11 protein-coding genes are annotated in these 16,164 nt (G+C 66.0%); 8 read left to right on the top strand and 3 right to left on the bottom strand.

What is annotated here, in order from left to right:
- Positions 1–373: 373 nt before the first annotated feature.
- The 6 genes from IB243_RS20140 to IB243_RS20115 all read left to right on the top strand — a co-directional run bounded on the left by IB243_RS20140 (position 374) and on the right by IB243_RS20115 (position 7,868).
- Positions 374–1,270 (top strand): DUF4394 domain-containing protein, encoded by an 897-nt coding sequence (locus IB243_RS20140; RefSeq protein ID WP_192428919.1) that lies wholly within the window; start codon positions 374–376, stop codon positions 1,268–1,270.
- Positions 1,267–1,932 carry a methylamine utilization protein gene (locus IB243_RS20135; RefSeq protein WP_192428917.1) on the top strand — a complete coding sequence of 222 codons (666 nt, stop codon included), beginning with the start codon at positions 1,267–1,269 and terminating at the stop codon, positions 1,930–1,932. Before IB243_RS20140 ends, IB243_RS20135 begins: the two co-directional genes overlap by 4 nt.
- Complete coding sequence (locus IB243_RS20130; RefSeq protein ID WP_192428916.1) at positions 1,932–4,277, top strand: bifunctional diguanylate cyclase/phosphodiesterase; 2,346 nt, start codon at positions 1,932–1,934, stop codon at positions 4,275–4,277. Before IB243_RS20135 ends, IB243_RS20130 begins: the two co-directional genes overlap by 1 nt.
- A 372-nt stretch (positions 4,278–4,649) precedes the next feature.
- The gene (locus IB243_RS20125; protein WP_057272130.1) at positions 4,650–5,477 is read left to right on the top strand and encodes a pseudouridine synthase; all 828 of its coding nucleotides are present in this window, start codon (positions 4,650–4,652) and stop codon (positions 5,475–5,477) included.
- A gap of 54 nt (positions 5,478–5,531) precedes the next feature.
- A complete protein-coding gene (locus tag IB243_RS20120; RefSeq protein WP_192428914.1) occupies positions 5,532–6,797 on the top strand; it encodes a triacylglycerol lipase in 1,266 nt (421 codons plus the stop codon).
- A 135-nt stretch (positions 6,798–6,932) separates the two neighbouring features.
- On the top strand, positions 6,933–7,868 hold the full coding sequence (locus IB243_RS20115; RefSeq protein WP_192428913.1) for an exopolyphosphatase: 936 nt from the start codon (positions 6,933–6,935) through the stop codon (positions 7,866–7,868).
- Between the two features lie 39 nt (positions 7,869–7,907).
- Here IB243_RS20115 and aqpZ read toward each other — a convergent pair whose 3' ends face one another.
- Positions 7,908–8,603, bottom strand: coding sequence for an aquaporin Z (aqpZ, locus tag IB243_RS20110; RefSeq protein ID WP_192428912.1), 696 nt, complete (start codon positions 8,601–8,603; stop codon positions 7,908–7,910).
- 325 nt (positions 8,604–8,928) lie between these two features.
- On the opposite strand from aqpZ, the gene htpG reads away from it, so the two are divergent.
- Complete coding sequence (gene htpG / locus IB243_RS20105; protein WP_192428911.1) at positions 8,929–10,905, top strand: molecular chaperone HtpG; 1,977 nt, start codon at positions 8,929–8,931, stop codon at positions 10,903–10,905.
- A 122-nt stretch (positions 10,906–11,027) separates the two neighbouring features.
- On the opposite strand, the gene IB243_RS20100 is transcribed toward htpG, so the two are convergent.
- Positions 11,028–11,336 (bottom strand): hypothetical protein, encoded by a 309-nt coding sequence (locus IB243_RS20100; RefSeq protein WP_225585106.1) that lies wholly within the window; start codon positions 11,334–11,336, stop codon positions 11,028–11,030.
- Between the two features lie 312 nt (positions 11,337–11,648).
- On the opposite strand from IB243_RS20100, the gene IB243_RS20095 reads away from it, so the two are divergent.
- A complete protein-coding gene (locus IB243_RS20095) occupies positions 11,649–15,128 on the top strand; it encodes an IPTL-CTERM sorting domain-containing protein (RefSeq protein WP_225585104.1) in 3,480 nt (1,159 codons plus the stop codon).
- A 141-nt stretch (positions 15,129–15,269) separates the two neighbouring features.
- Here IB243_RS20095 and IB243_RS20090 read toward each other — a convergent pair whose 3' ends face one another.
- Positions 15,270–15,974: a response regulator transcription factor gene (locus IB243_RS20090; RefSeq protein WP_010462833.1), complete on the bottom strand. Its 705-nt coding sequence runs from the start codon at positions 15,972–15,974 to the stop codon at positions 15,270–15,272.
- Positions 15,975–16,164 lie beyond the last annotated feature (190 nt).

The following is a 16,164-nucleotide window of genomic DNA, read 5'->3' as shown; positions in this document are numbered from 1 at the left end:
AGTGAATCGGGTGGGAAGTGCGAAGCAATAACGGTGCCCGTGTCAGCTGCCTGTCTTCCGGCATTGCTTTGTGCGCAGTCCCAAGGCAGTGTAGGCAAAAATTACAAAATGTGTCATGACGCTTGCGGATAGTGGTATGCCCGATGTGCATGGCCCATTTGTTACAAATACCCGGATGGCTGCATGGCGCAACTGCTGCCTGGCTGGCGACAGTTGTATCGCTGAATTGTGGGTAAAAAATGGATTTCGCGCTTTTATTTAAAGGCTATTGTGCTATATAAATAATAGCAAATCGATGATTTGGCAGTGGCCCGTCGCCCCCAAGGGGTGCGACCCATCAGGTATAAACCCGTTACAGATGTGAGGCATTCCGATGAAATCGTTTTCCTTCTCCCTGGTGCGCCCCACGGCTGCCGTTGCGCTGATGGGCGCCTTGCTGGCAGGCTGTGCCACGGCGCCGTCCCCCGAGTCGGGTTTGCGCGAACAGGTCGTCGCGGTGACGGCCTCGCACGAACTCATCACCTTCCATGCCGGCCAGCCGGAGCGCATCCTGGAGCGGCGTCCCGTCACGGGCCTGCCGGCGGGTGAGCGGCTGGTGGGCATCGACTTTCGCGTGGCGCGCGGTGTGCTCTATGCGCTCTCGCAGGCGGGCCGCCTGTACACGCTCGACATCCCCACCGGCGCATTGCGCCCCGTGGGCCCCGCACCGGCCGTCGTGGGCTTGCGGGGCACGGCCTTCGGCTTTGACTTCAATCCCGTGGCCGACCGGATTCGGGTGGTGTCGAACACGGGCCAGAACCTGCGCCTGCACCCCGACACCGGTGCCGCCGTGGACGGCGACCCGGCCGTCGAGGGCGTGCAGCCCGATCCGACCCTGCGCTATGCATGGAGCGACACCAACGCCGGCCGCGCACCCGACATCGCAGGCGCCGCCTACACCTACAACACACAGGACAGCAAGATCACCACCAACTACGCCATCGACCGCGCGCTCGGTGTGCTGGTGATGCAGGGTTCGCGGGAAGGCACCACCCCCGTGGTATCGCCCAACACGGGCCAGCTGCGCACCGTGGGGCCGCTGGGCCTGCCGCCACTCATCGATGTGGCGTTCGATATTTCGGACGTGGGCAACGTTGCCCTGATCGCCGTGCGCACGTCCGCGGACAGCCAGACCCGGCTGCACCTCGTGGACCTGCGCACGGGGGCTGCCAAGCCGCTGGGCAAAGTGGGTGAAGGTGCCCCCCTGCTGGGCATGGCCATCGAACCATGACAACCTGCGGCCATACCCAGCACGCCGGGGCTTCGCCGGCCCTGACCGGCGTGGTTGTGTTGTCTGTGGTGTCTATGGTGTGTTTGGCAGGCCTGTCCACCGCTGCGCAGGCCACCACGGTGCAGGTGGAGGTGCTGGATGCAGCAGGCAAGCCACTGGCCGATGCCGTGGTGTTTCTCGAATCCGCCGATGCGCGCAAGGCGGTCAGGCCGCTGGCCGGCGCGGAGATGGCGCAGGAGAAACGGCAGTTCGTGCCCGGCGTGCTGGTGGTGCCCGTGGGCACCGAGGTGCGTTTTCCCAACCACGATTCAGTGCGCCACCACGTCTATTCGTTCTCGCAAACCAAGAAGTTCGAGCTCAAGCTCTACACCGGCACACCCTCCAATCCCGTGCTGTTCGACAGCCCGGGCGTGGCCGTGCTGGGCTGCAACATCCATGACCAGATGGTCGGCTGGATTCTGGTGGTGGACACCCCGTACTACGCCCGTACACCTGCCGCACCGGGCCGGGCGCAGATCGACAACGTGCCGCCCGGCGCGTACACCTTGCGCACCTGGCACACACGGTTGCCCGTGGGCGCGCCCGCGCAGGAGCAGGCACTCACCGTGCCCGCCACGGGGGCCGCTGCCGCATCGGTGCGTTTGGCGGGGCTGCAGCCTTGATGCAGTTGCGCCTGCTGCGGCGCAGCCTGATCCTGCGGCTGGTCGGGCTCTCGCTGTTGCTGCTGTTGATCGTGCAGGCTGCGGGCTTTGCAGTGGTGCGCGCCACCATCGACCGCAATGCACGCGCGCAGATCGCCCAGGCCCTCGACCTGGATGAAAACGTGTGGCGCCGCCTGCTGGAGCAGAACGCCGACAAGCTGCGTCAGGGCTCGGCCTTGCTGGCGGCCGACTACGGTTTTCGCTCGGCCGTGAATTCGGGCGACGAGGAGACCATCCAGTCGGTGCTCGAGAACCACGGCAGCCGCATCGGAGCGGCGGTCACCGCGCTGCTGGGCACCGACCTGGAACTGCGCGCGGTCAGCCTGGCGGGCAACATGGAGGCGTTTCCGGCCACCTTGCGCGCGCTGGTGCCGCCACTGGCCGCCCAGCCGCAGGGCAGCCAGATCGCGGTGATGGGCGGTGTGCCCTACCAGTTCGTGATGGTGCCGCTGCGCGCGCCGGTGGTGATTGGCTGGGTGCTGATGGGTTTTCCGGTCAACCAGCCGCTGGCCGACGAGATGCGGCAACTGCTGTCGGTGCACGTGGCGCTGGTCGTCCAGGGCGCGGACGGCACCGCCAAGGTGCCTGTGAGCACGCTGCCGCCGGGCCCCCTGGCGCTGCTGCAGCGCCAGGGGGTGCCCTCTGGGGAGCTGCAGACGCCCGAGGGCACCTTGCTGGCCCGCGCCATCCGCCTCGATAGCGTCGTGGGGGGCGAGGTGCAGGCGCTGCTGCTGCGTTCGGTGGACGAAGTGCTCGCCCCCTACCGGCAGCTGCAGGTGCTCCTGGCCATCATCACCGTGGCAGGTGTGCTGCTGTTCGCCGTGGGCACGGGGCTGGTGGCCCAGCGTCTGACCACGCCGCTGCGCTCTCTGCTGGCCGCCACGCAGCGGCTCTCGCGCGGTGAATACGACGTGCCGCTGGAACACACCGATCGCAGCGACGAGATCGGCAACCTCGCGCGCTCGTTCGACCACATGCGGGTGGACATCGGTGTGCAGCAAACCGAGATCCGCCGCCTGGCCTACTGGGACCGGCTCACCGGCCTGCCCAACCGGGAGCGCTTTCGCGAGGCGGTGGTGTTGGCCATTGCGCACAGCACCGGCGGCGAGCCGCCCCAGCATCCGCTGGCCGTGCTCACGCTCGACCTGGACCGCTTCAAACACGTGAACGACGTGCTCGGCTATGCGTTTGGCGACCGCCTGCTGCAGGCCGTGGCCGAGCGGCTGCGCCAGCAGGTGCCATCGCCCGACAACATGGTGGCCCGCCTGGGCGGCAACGAATTCGCCGTGCTGCTGCAGGGCGCCGATGCCGCCACCGCCCACGCCACGGCGCTGCGCATCACGCACTCGTTCGAAGAGCCGCTGGCGTTCGAGGACCAGACGGTAGACCTGAGCGCTGGCATTGGCATTGCCTGCTGGCCCGGGGATGCCGACGATGCAGACACGCTGCTGAGCCGTTCCGAGATCGCCATGTATGCCGCCAAGCGCAGGCTCAGCGGGGCGCTGCAGTACGACGCATCGTTCGATTCGGCCAGCACGCAGACCCTGTCGCTGCTGACCGAGCTGCGCCACGCGGTGGAGCACCACGAGCTGCGCCTGTACCTGCAGCCCAAGGTGCCGCTGCACGGGCAGCCCGGCCGGGCCGCCGAGGCCCTGGTGCGCTGGCAGCACCCGCAGCGTGGCCTGGTGCCACCCATGCAGTTCATCCCGTTTGCCGAACAGACGGGGTTTGTGCGGCAGCTCACGCTGTGGATGTTTGAAGAGGTGGCGCGCCTGCTGGCGGACCCGCGCACCCAGGGCCTGGCATTGCGGGTGTCGGTCAACCTGTCCACGCGCGACCTGCTGGACCCGGAACTCAGCACCCGCCTCGCCGATATTCTGGTGCGCCATGGTGTGCTGGCCAGCGCCTTCTGCCTGGAGATCACCGAAAGCGCCATCATGGACGACCCCCAGCGCGCCGAGGCCATGCTCAACCGCCTGTCGGAGCAGGGCTTCAAATTGTCGATTGACGACTTCGGCACCGGCTATTCGTCGCTGGCCTACCTCAAGCGCCTGCCGGTGGACGAACTCAAGATCGACAAATCGTTTGTGATGGGCATGGAGACGGGCGAGGACGACGCGATGATCGTGCGCTCGACCATCGACCTGGCGCACAACCTGGGGCTCACCGTGGTGGCCGAGGGGGTGGAAACTGCGGCCATTCTGGAGCGCCTGCGCACCCTGGCGTGCGACGAGGCGCAGGGGTACCACATTGCCCGGCCTTTGCCGGTCGATGATTTTCTGGCCTGGCAGGCCCGCCAGGGGTAAGCTTCTGGTGCTTTTCACCGGTCGCGACGACCCTTTGTGCATTGCCGATCCGTTTTCATTTTTGGCACCTTTGGCCCGCAGGCGAAAATACGCGCAATGTCCTCTTCCAGTCCCCGCCCACCTGCTGGCCCCGTTCCTGCCCCTGCTTCCGGTGCAGGCGGCCCAGCCGCCTCTGCCCCCGCAGCATCCCCCACGCGCCCCGTGCTGCGTCGCCCCACCGTGGCGGCCAAGGCTGCGCCCGTTCGGCCCGCACCACCGCCCCGGCCCGCCAGAGCGCCGGCACCCCCCAACTACCGCACAGCATCGGGCCCGTTTGTGGCGCCCATCAAGCAAGCCCCAGAACGAGCGTCCGCGACCGTCACGGTGAACGGCATGGTCAGTTCCCGCCTGAACAAGCGCATGGCCGAGCTGGGCCTGTGCTCGCGGCGCGAGGCGGACGACTGGATCGCCCAGGGCTGGGTCAAGGTCAATGGCCAGGTGGCCGAGATGGGCGTGCAGGTGTTGCCCACCGACCGCATCGACGTGGACAAGGTGGCCCAGGGGTTTCAGGAGCAGCGCGTCACCATCCTGCTGCACAAGCCCATGGGCTATGTGAGTGGACAGGCCGAAGATGGCCACACGCCCGCTGTGGCGTTGATCAACCCCCGCACGCACTGGCGCGACGACCCCAGCCGCAACCGCTTTTCGCCGCCGCAGCTGCGCGGCCTGGCGCCTGCGGGGCGGCTGGACATCGACTCGGTAGGCCTGCTGGTGCTGACGCAGGACGGCCGGGTAGCGCGCCAGCTGATTGGCGAGGACTCCACGGTCGACAAGGAATACCTGGTGCGCGTGGTTTACCAGGCACCGGGTCAGGCAGTGCCACGCCATCCCAGTGAACGCTCCGCGCCGCTGCAGGAGATTGACGAGCGCGATCCTGTCAGCACCAATGTGCAGGCGGTGTTTCCGCCCGAATTGCTGGATCGCCTGCGCCACGGCCTGAGCCTGGACGGCGAGCCGCTCAAGCCCGCCAAGGTCGATTGGCAGAACCCCGAGCAACTGCGGTTTGTGCTCACCGAAGGCAAGAAGCGCCAGATCCGCCGAATGTGCGAGCTGGTGGGCCTCAAGGTGGTGGGGCTCAAGCGCATTCGCATCGGGCGCATCACCTTGGGGAATCTGCCGGTGGGGCAGTGGCGCTACCTGTCTCCCAACGAGCGGTTCTGAGTACCACCAGGCTCCCGCGTCACCGCATCGCATCTTCTGAACGGAGCCTTCTCCATGCCCACTCCACCGCGCCCGCGTGCCGATGCTGCCAACGCCGCCAAACCCCATCCGCTGCGCCAGTTGCGTGCGTCCGACTTGCGGGGAGTGGCTCGGCTGGCCACACAGGCCACCACGGGCATCAGCCGCGTGGCTGAGGGCGTGCACCAGTCGGTGCTGGGCACTCTGGGGTTGCCCGGTGGGCAGCAGCCGGGCCAGGCGCGGGGCCTGACCGGGCTGGTCTACCAGAGCATTCGGGGCGTGACACGCCTGGTGGATGCGGGCCTGCAGGCAGGTCTGGCGCGGCTGGAGCCTTTTTTTGAATCCGATGTGCCGTCTGCCGCAGTGCAGTGGGAGCGCGAGGCCGTGCTGGCTGCCCTCAACGGCGTGATGGGCGACCGCCTGCAACACGACGACAACCCGCTGTGCACCCGCATGGGGTTCTACCGGGATGGGCTGCCGTTGGACCTGCCCGCCCTGGCCGCCAGCGGTGCGGTCACCGGCAAGGTGCTGGTGCTGGTCCACGGCCTGTGCATGAACGATCTGCAGTGGCTGCACCAGGGCCATGACCATGGCGCCACCCTCGCGCAGGCGATGGGCTACACGCCGGTCTACCTGCGCTACAACACGGGCCTGCACACGTCCGCCAATGGTGCCGAGCTGGCAAACCAGCTGGAGTCCCTGGTGGCGGCCTGGCCCATGCCCGTGGAGGAGGTGGCGGTGCTGGCGCACAGCATGGGCGGTCTGGTGGCCCGCAGTGCCTGCCACCAGGCAGCGGCTGCGGGGCAGGGCTGGCTGGGGCTGCTGCGGCACCTCGTATTTTTGGGCACGCCCCACCATGGGGCTCCGCTGGAGAAAGCGGGCCACTGGGTGGACACCCTGCTAGGCAGCACGCCGTATTCCCGGCCTTTTGCAAAGCTGGCGCAGCTGCGCAGCGCGGGCATTACCGACCTGCGCCATGGCCATGTGCTGGAGGCTGACTGGCAGGGACGTGACCGCTTCGTGCGGCACCCTGACCGGCGCACCCCAGTGCCCCTGCCCGAAGGGGTGGCCTGCCATGCCGTGGCCGCCACTCTGGCAGCGCGGCGCAGTCCGGTGGCTGAGCGGCTGGTGGGGGACGGGTTGGTGCCATTGCACAGTGCCCTGGGCATCCACGATGATGCGAGGCGAGGCCTGGGTTTTGCCAAGAGCCGGCAGGCCGTGTTCCACCGGATGGGCCATTTGGCGCTGCTGGGTGATGCGGGCGTGGCACGGCAGCTGGAGCTATGGCTGGAGCCCGCGTGAAGAGAAGAAAAACCCAGGGAACAAGATAGAAGAGGGAAAGCGGCCCGGATGGTCCGTTTTTCCCTGCCAGCGGTCTTGCCGGGTGTGGGGCCGCCGCTACCATGTGACCACAAGATATGTAACAAGGAGAAGCTAGTGAGCGACGTGAAATACCGCCTGGTAACCCGCAGCGACTTTGACGGCCTGGTGTGCGCCGTGCTGCTCAATGAGCTCAACCTCATCGACGAGATCACCTTCGTCCACCCCAAGGACATGCAGGATGGCAAGGTTGCCATCACCAGCCGCGACATCACCACCAACCTGCCCTATGTGCCCGGGGCCCACTTGGTGTTTGACCACCACGAGTCCGAGACCATCCGCAATTCGGGCCGACGCGATGAAAACCACATCATCGAAGCCCATGCCCCGTCGGCGGCACGCGTGGTCTACAACCACTACGGCGGCAAGGCGGCCTTTCCCCGCATTACCGATGAGATGATGGCGGCCGTGGACCAGGCCGACTCGGCCCAGTATTCGCGCCAGGACATCCTCGACCCCCAAGGCTGGGTGCTGCTGAACTACATGATGGATTCGCGCACGGGCCTGGGGCGCTTCCGCGAGTTCCGCATCAGCAACTACGCGCTGATGATGGACCTCATCCAGTACTGCCGCGACCACACCATCGAAGACATCCTGGCCCTGCCCGATGTGCAAGAGCGTGTGACGCTGTACCGCGAGCAGGCGGCCAAGGCCAAGGACCAGCTGCAGCGCTGCGCCATCCGCATCGGCAAGCTGGTCGTGCTCGACCTGCGCGAGGAGGAGACCATCTGGGCGACCAACCGTTTCATGATCTACGCGCTGTTCCCCGACTGCAACATCTCCATCCATGTGATGTGGGGGCTGCAAAAACAGAACACGGTGTTTGCCACCGGCAAGTCCATCCTGGACCGCAGCAGCCAGGTGCACATTGGCAACCTCATGCTGGAGTTTGGGGGCGGCGGACATGCGGCGGCGGGCACCTGCCAGGTGGCCAACGACAAGGCCGACCAGATCCTGCAGTCGCTGGTGCAGCGCATCACGATCGAGGGCTGACCACCCGGAGCACGGCCCGCAGCCCGTGCGGGAGTCGTTTCAGTCGTCGCTGAGCAGCGCGCGGTAGATGGCGGCGCCCAGCAGCGCACCGGCAATGGGGGCGGCCCAGAAGACCCACAGTTCCGACAGCGCATAGGCCGGGCCAAACAGCGCCGGGCCGGTGCTGCGGGCTGGGTTGACCGAGGTGTTGGTCACCGGGATGGAGATCAGGTGGATGAGCGTGAGGCACAGGCCAATCGTTAGCCCGCCAAAGCCGCTGGCCGCGCGTTTGGCCGTGGCGCCCAGGATCACGATGAGGAAGATGGCCGTCAGCACGACCTCCGTCACCACAGCAGCCACCAGCCCATAGCCGCCGGGGGAGTGTTCGCCATAGCCGTTCGTGGCAAAGCCGCCGATGTCTGCGCCTGGCTTGCCCGTGGCAATGAGATACAGCACACCCGCCGCGGCAATGGCGCCCAGCACCTGGGCCACCACGTAGCCGGGCAGCTCGGACGCCTTGAACCGGCCCCCCAGCGCCAGCCCCACCGACACGGCGGGGTTGAAATGCCCGCCCGAGATCGGTCCCAGGGCGTAGGCCCCTGTCAGCACCGTGAGGCCAAAGGCCAGGGACACGCCGACAAAACCAATGCCCAGCTGCGGGAAGGCGGCGGCCAGCACGGCACTGCCGCAGCCGCCCAGGGTCAGCCAGAACGTGCCGAGGAACTCGGCGGACCATTTTTGAAGGGATGTGGGCATGGCAGGAAGGCTCCGAAGGGAAGGGGCAAAGGATTTGAAGGCCGCCCCTCGCAGAGCAGCTTCAGCCGCGTGCATCTTATGGGGTCTAAATGACAAAAAATACTGCCAACTTCCTGCAAATTGTCAACAATCTTCAGCGTTGGCCGGCTTTGGGGGGCGGGCCCAGGTAACGGGGGCGGGTGGTGCGGAGCGGGTGCTGCGCAGGCCTGCCCTTGAAATCAACCAGTCTGCCCCGAGGTGAACACGCGCGAACGCCTTTCCTCGCCGACCTTCGGTGCGCAAAAGGCGTTCTTTTTGCCCCCTACACAGCAACCCCCAAGACACCATGAGCACCAAACAGACCCTGTCGTTCCAGGCCGAAGTGGCCCAGCTGCTGCACCTTGTCACGCATTCGCTGTATTCCAACCAGGAAATCTTCCTGCGCGAGCTGATCTCCAATGCCTCGGACGCCTGCGACAAACTGCGTTTTGAAGGACTGAACAACTCTGCACTGTTCGAGGACGCCCCCAACCTCGAAGTGCGCGTGACCTTTGACAAGGATGCCAAGACGCTCACCATCACCGACAACGGCATCGGCATGAGCGAACAGGAGGCCATTGACCACCTGGGCACCATTGCCAAGAGCGGCACCAAGGACTTCATGGGCAAGCTCAGCGGCGACCAGAAACAGGATGCCCAGCTCATCGGCCAGTTCGGCGTGGGTTTCTATTCGGGCTTCATCGTCGCCGACAAGATTACGGTGGAATCGCGCCGCGCCGGCCTGCCCGCCGACCAGGGCGTGCGCTGGGTTAGCGGCGGCACGGGCGACTTCGAGGTCGAAGCCATCACCCGCGCGCAGCGCGGCACCAGCATCATCCTGCACCTGCGCGATGACGCCGAGGAATACCTCAACGCGTGGAAGCTCAAGCAGGTCATCGCCAAGTATTCCGACCACATCAGCCTGCCCATCCTGATGGAAAAGGAAGAGTGGAAAGACGGCGAGCTCATCACCCCCGGCGACGAAGCCGGCGGCCGCCAGCCCGGCGGCATGGTCAAGACCGGCGAGTGGGAAACCATCAACAAGGCCAGCGCCCTGTGGACCCGCCCCAAGAAGGACGTGACCGACGAGCAGTACGCCGAGTTCTACAAAACCATCAGCCACGACCGCGAAGCCCCGCTGACCTGGGCGCACAACCGCGTCGAGGGCAATACCGAGTACACGCAGCTCTTGTACATCCCCGCCAAGGCGCCATTCGATTTGTGGAACCGCGACAAGAAGGCGGGCGTGAAGCTGTATGTGAAGCGTGTGTTCATCATGGACGACGCCGAGGCGCTGCTGCCGACCTACCTGCGCTTTGTGAAGGGCGTGATCGACTCGGCCGACCTGCCCCTGAACGTGAGCCGCGAGTTGCTGCAGGAAAGCCGCGACGTGCGCGCCATCCGCGAAGGCTCGACCAAGCGCGTGCTGAGCATGCTGGAAGACCTGGCCAAACATGACAAGCACGACGCGTCGGCCAACGCGGATGGCGTCACCGACGTGGTGGATGCCGACGACAAGGCCAAGGAAGGCAAGTACAGCCAGTTCTACGCCGAATTCGGCGCTGTGCTGAAAGAAGGCCTGGGCGAAGACTTTGGCAACCGCGAGCGCCTGGCCAAGCTGCTGCGTTTTGCGTCCACCACAAGCGATACCGCCACCGTGGGCTTTGCCGACTACAAGGCGCGCATGAAGGAAGGCCAGGAGGCGATTTACTACATCACTGCCGACACCCTGGCCGCCGCCAAGAACAGCCCGCAGCTCGAAGTCTTCAAGAAGAAGGGCATCGAAGTGCTCTTGATGACGGACCGCGTGGACGAGTGGGCGCTGAACTACCTGCACGAGTTTGATGGCACCCCGCTGCAAAGCGTGGCCAAGGGCGCGGTCGATCTGGGTACGCTGCAGGACGAAGCCGAGAAGAAGGCCGCCGAGGAAGCCGCCGAAGCCTTCAAGCCCGTGCTGGCCAAGCTGAAAGAAGCGCTCAAGGACAAGGCCGAAGACGTGCGCGTGACCACGCGCCTCGTCGATTCACCCGCCTGCCTGGTGGTGCAGGACGACGGCATGAGCACCCAGCTGGCCCGCATGCTCAAGCAGGCTGGCCAGCAGGCGCCCGAGACCAAACCCGTGCTGGAGGTGAACGCCGAACACGCGCTGGTCAAGAAGCTCGACGGCAGCGTGCACTTCCACGACCTGGCACACATCCTGTTTGACCAGGCTCTGCTGGCCGAAGGCGGCCTGCCCGAAGACCCCGCTGCGTACGTGAAACGCGTGAACGCCTTGCTGGTGTAAAAGTTGAGGTCAAATGGGCCGCTGGCGCTTGTATATCAAGCGCTGTAAGCTACTGAAATGATAGCAAACCCCGATGGTGCCTGGCGCCATCGGGGTTTTTTTATGGGGCTTGCCGAGGCTGTTCAGTCTTCGGGCTGTGCCTGCTCCAGGATGCGGCTGTGCGCTTGGTTGCGTTCCTGCGGGTCGGTGTCGATCAGCTCCTTGAACGCGCCCTCTGGTACGCGCTGTCCCTTGCGCCGGTCGTTCTTGACGGGCAGGTTGCGCCAGCCCGAGAGCACCAGCCAGTCCCACAGCTCCCGGGGCACCGGGTGGGTGATGGCCATCTTGACCTGCCCCCGCAGGATGACGGTGCCCACGGCAGGCAAAGGCCCCACGGGGGCGGGCCTGCGCTTCTGGCGAATGGAGAGGAGCGTGCGAAACATGTCCTTCATGGGTGGGCCAACTCGCGGTGGATCAAAGATGGCGCAGCATAGCCCAGGGGTCCCCAGCCGGTCCACCACCTGTGTCGCCCGCAGGGATGGTGTGCACCCGTGGTGCAAACAATACGCAATACCGTTCACAACTGTTAACGATTGTTGCTGGGCGGATTGCGCACCCGTCCGTCGATAAATTCCAACCCAGCCTTGGTCCGTGGCGGCCACGGCACATCCACGCACTCCCATGCATTTTTTGCCAGCCCCTTGGGGCCTGGTGAGGTTGCGGCGTGGCCGGAAGTTGAAGCCATTCACCTCAGGAGAATTTTGATGCTCTATCGATTGACGCGACCCTGGATGAGCGCATGCGCCTTCTGGCGCGCGCAGACATCCAGCGGGTCCGTGCAGCCGGCCACAAGCCCTGCCACCCCGCAGGCGCGGGTTGCCCCGCGCCCTGTGCAAAGCGCGGTACGCCGCTTTCGCTGGCTCTTGCTGGCCGGTGGCCTGTTTGCGGGGGCTGCCATGGCGCAGTCCGCGGACCTGGTGGTCAACCATGCAGACTCCCCCGACCCAGGGCCCGCGGGCGGCATCTTCACCTACACGCTGCGCATCGACAACAACGGCCCCAACGGCGCTACCGGCGTCACGCTGGCAGACACCCTCCCGGTGGGCTCCACGTTCATCGACGTGAACACCACGGCGGGCACCTGCAACCAAGCGGCCGGGACCGTCAATTGCGCGCTGGGCAACATTGCGTTCAACACCAACCAGACCGTGACCATCCGCGTGCGGCTGCCCTCTGCCGGGGTGTGGACCAACACGGCCACGGCCTCCAGCGCCACGTCCGATCCCAACACCAGCAACAACGTCAACAGCGTGCAGGACACCACCGCCACGCAGGCGGCTGACCTGGCTCTGGTGGCCACGCCTTCGGCCGCCAACGTGGTGGCCGGCCAGGCCTACAGCTATGCGCTGCAGGCTGCCAACAACGGCCCGAACGCGGCCGATGGCAGCCAGCGCATCACCTTCACCGTGCCCAGCGGCGCGTCGATCACGGCAGCGCCTTCGGGATCGGGCTGGTCGTGCACACCGTCCAGCGGGTACCCGCTGAGCAGCGGCACGGTCACCTGCACGCGCACGGGCACACTGGCCAACGGAGCGTCCGCCTCGGTGCTGACGGTTCCCGCCGTGTCCAATGTCAATGGCACGGTCACGGCGGCCTTTGCCATCGATGGCATCAAGCCCGACAACTCCGCCATGCCCGATGGCAATACGTCCAACAACACCACCTCGGCGGACGTGACGTCCGCTTCGGGTGCCGACGTGTCCATCACCAAGACAGCCTCCAGCTCCAACGTGGCCCAGGGCGCCAACGTGGTGTACACACTCACACCGCGGCTCAATGGCGGGGTGTCGCTGGTGGGCCAGCCCGTCACGGTGACCGATACGCTCGGCGCGGGGCTCACCTTCGTGTCCGCTGTGGGCACGGGCTGGACCTGTGACGCCACGATCACCTGCTCGCGCACGGAATACACCGGCGCCAACTTCACCAACATGCCCGTCATCACCGTGACCGCCACGGCCAACAGCGCAGGTACGCTGGGCAATACGGCGGGCGTCAGCACGCTGCTGACTGACCCGGTGCCCGGGAACAACTCGGCCTCGGTCAACGTGACGGCCAGCAACGATGCGGACATGCAGCTGACCAAGACAGCCAGCATCAACCCTGTGGTGCCGGGCCAGGCGTTCAACTACACGCTGACGGCGCGCAACACCGGCCCCTTGGCGGTACCCAACGGCCAGGCCATCACCATCTCCGACGTGGTGCCTGTCGGTGTGACGCTCAACAGCCTTGTCAGCGCCACGGGCTGGACCTGCGATGCACTGCCCTTTATCGGCAACGGCGTGGCAGCCTGGAACTGCACCCGCTCCACGGGCCTGAACGCGAACTCCAATGCGCCTGCCGTCACTGTGTCCGCCGTGCTGGCCAGCGCGGGTACCGTCACCAACAATGCCTGCGTGGCGCTGGGGGTAGGTGCGCGAGTGGACAGCAATGGTGCGAACAACTGCGTGGGCGTGGGCGTCACAGCCACGGCCATCCAGGCTGACCTGCGCGTCGTGTCCAAGACCGCTGCGCCGGATCCGGTAGTTGCGGGCCAGAACCTCACGTATGTCATCACGGTGGACAACCAAGGGCCAGATGCGGCCTCCAATGTGGTGGTGTCAGATGTACTGGCCAGCCTGGTCAATACCGGCGGCTTTCAATCGGCCGTCGCTTCGCAGGGTAGTTGCACTCCCAACAGCATTACCAACGGCACGTCGCAGAACCTGAGCTGTAACCTAGGCACGCTGAACTCGGGTGCACAGGCCACGGTGACCGTGGTGGTGCGTCCCAGCATCGCCATCTCCGGACCGCGCACCAACACCGCCACCGTGCGCTCCATCGACGTGGGCGACCCCAACCAGGCCAACAACAGCGGCAGCGTGACCAGCCAGGTCACGGCCATCGTGGATGTGACAGCTGCCAAGACGGCCACCCCGTCCACCGTTGCGGCCGGGGCGCCCATCACGTTTGTGGCGACGATCGGCAACACGGGACCTTCCACCGCGCAGACCGTGCAGATGGTGGACACCCTGCCGTCCAATGCTGCCTTTATCGACGTGGTGAGCGTGAGCGGGGGGGGCAGCTGCGCGCCCATCGCCGCAGGCACGGTGGGCGGAACGCTCACCTGTAATTGGGCCAGCATCAATTCCGGCACGCAGCAGACGGTGAACTACCGCATGCGCCCCCTGGGCAGTGCAACGGGCAGCACGGTGGTCAACAGCGTGGCCGCCACCACGGCCACCACCGAGTCGAACACCGCCAACAACAGCGCCACGACTTCCACGCCCGTGACGGCGGCGCAGCTGGACATCCTGGTGAACAAGGTGGACAGCTCTGACCCGGTGGACCTGGGGCAATCGACGACGTACACCATCACGGTGAACAACAGCGGACCGTCCTTTGGTACCAACGTGGTGATGACCGACGTCTTCCCCGCGCCGGGCTCCTCGCCCACGGCCACCTTCAGCTACCAGGGCGCGCTCACGGTGAATGCCGGCGGCGCCTGTACCGAACCCTCCGTGGGCGCGACCAGTGGCACGCTGATCTGTAGCTTCCCGGGGCTGAGCAGCGGCCAGAGCGCCACGATCACCTACGCCATGCGCGCCGAGACCCTTACCGTCAATGGCGCCACCAGTGGCACGGCCTTCAACCAGGCGAGTGTGGTGGTGGACGAAACGGAGACCACGCTGGCCAACAACGTGGTGACCCATGACACCACCGCGCGTCGCTTTACCGTGGCCACGGATCTGGCACTGAACAAAACAGCGCCTGCAGGTCCTCTCGCGCCCGGTGCTGCGCTCGCCTATACCTTGGTGGTCACCAACAATGGCCCGCTGGCCAGTGATGGGGCGCAGGTCGTGGACGTGCTGCCTCCTGGTGTGAACTTTGTATCAGCGCCGGGTTGCGTCAACGCGGCCGGGACCGTCAGCTGCGGCGTCGGAGCGCTGGCGGTGGGGGCATCGCGCACCTTCACGATCAACACCACCCTGGCCACCCCCTACAGTGGTGCGCGTCCTCTGGTGAACTCTGCCACGGTGGATGCACCGGGCGACACCAACCCCAGCAACAATACGTCCAGCGCCTCGACCACGGTGACGGGCAATACCAGCAACATTCCCACGTTGTCGGAATGGGGCCTGATCCTGCTGGCGGCCCTGCTGGGCCTGATGGCCTGGCAGCACCCAGCCGTCGGCCGCCGCCGGTAGCCCTGGGCGCAGCCGCCGTCGCGATCACTTCGCGGCGGCCGGTGGAACGCCAAAAGGCCAGCACGCTGCAAAGCGTGCTGGCCTTTTTTGTGGTCAGGGTGGGGCGGATGGCGGCTGATGCAGCGCCTTCCGCGTGGCCGTTCAGGGGCGTAGGTTCGCCAGGTCCACCGTGTCCAGCCGGTAGCCCATGCCGTAGATGGCGGTGATCGTGTAGCCGTGGGCCTGCTGCGCCAACTGCAGCTTGGCGCGCAGGCGCGAAACGTGGGTGTCGAGCGAGCGTGAAGGCGCTTCGCTACGTTCGCCCCACACCGCTTCGCGCAGGTGCGCGCGTGACAACAGTCGCCCCGCGTTGCGGAACATGAAAAGGGCCAGCTCGTATTCCCGGTTCTTCAGTGTCAGCGGCTCCCCTTGCAGAAACAGCAACCGTTTCTCTGGGTCGAACCGGTAGGGGCCGAAAGCCAGCTGCTCGCCCATGGCCTGCGGGTACGCCCGCCGCAGCAGGGCCGCCACGCGGGCGACCAGCTCACCCACCCGCAGGGGTTTGACCATGTAGTCGTCCGCGCCACGGTTGAGGGCCTCGATCACGTCGCGTTCTTCGTTGCGACGTGTGACCAGCAGGATGGGCAGTTGCTGGCCGGCCATCTCGCGCAGGCGCTGGATGACCTCGATGCCGTCCATGTCCGGCAGGTGCCAGCCAGAGATCAGCAGGTCAAAGGTTTCGTGCCGTGCGTCCTTGAGCAGGCTCGCACCGCTGGTATAGAAATGGCACACATGGTGGTGGCGCTCAAGGGCGCCCCGGATCATGTCGGGCAAAAGGGGGTCGTCGTGCAGGACGGCAATGCGCATGATGTGAGTCTTCGGGCAAAGCTGCCCCTGGCAAGTCAGAGAAGCGCCCTATCTGATAGGTCGTTTTTCTGATGTTGCGCGACATCGCGCCCCTGTGCACACGGGTTGACAATCGTTTGCAATGGGCGGTGCGCCATCGCGCCCTCCCGCCCGGTCCCCAGCGCCTAAGGCGGCGCAGGGAGAGTTCGTC

Source organism: Acidovorax sp. ACV01, from assembly GCF_014851495.1.
Lineage (GTDB): Bacteria > Pseudomonadota > Gammaproteobacteria > Burkholderiales > Burkholderiaceae_C > Acidovorax > Acidovorax radicis.
The sequence above is the reverse complement of the archived record's forward strand: the minus strand, read 5'-3'. Positions and strand labels throughout refer to the sequence as shown.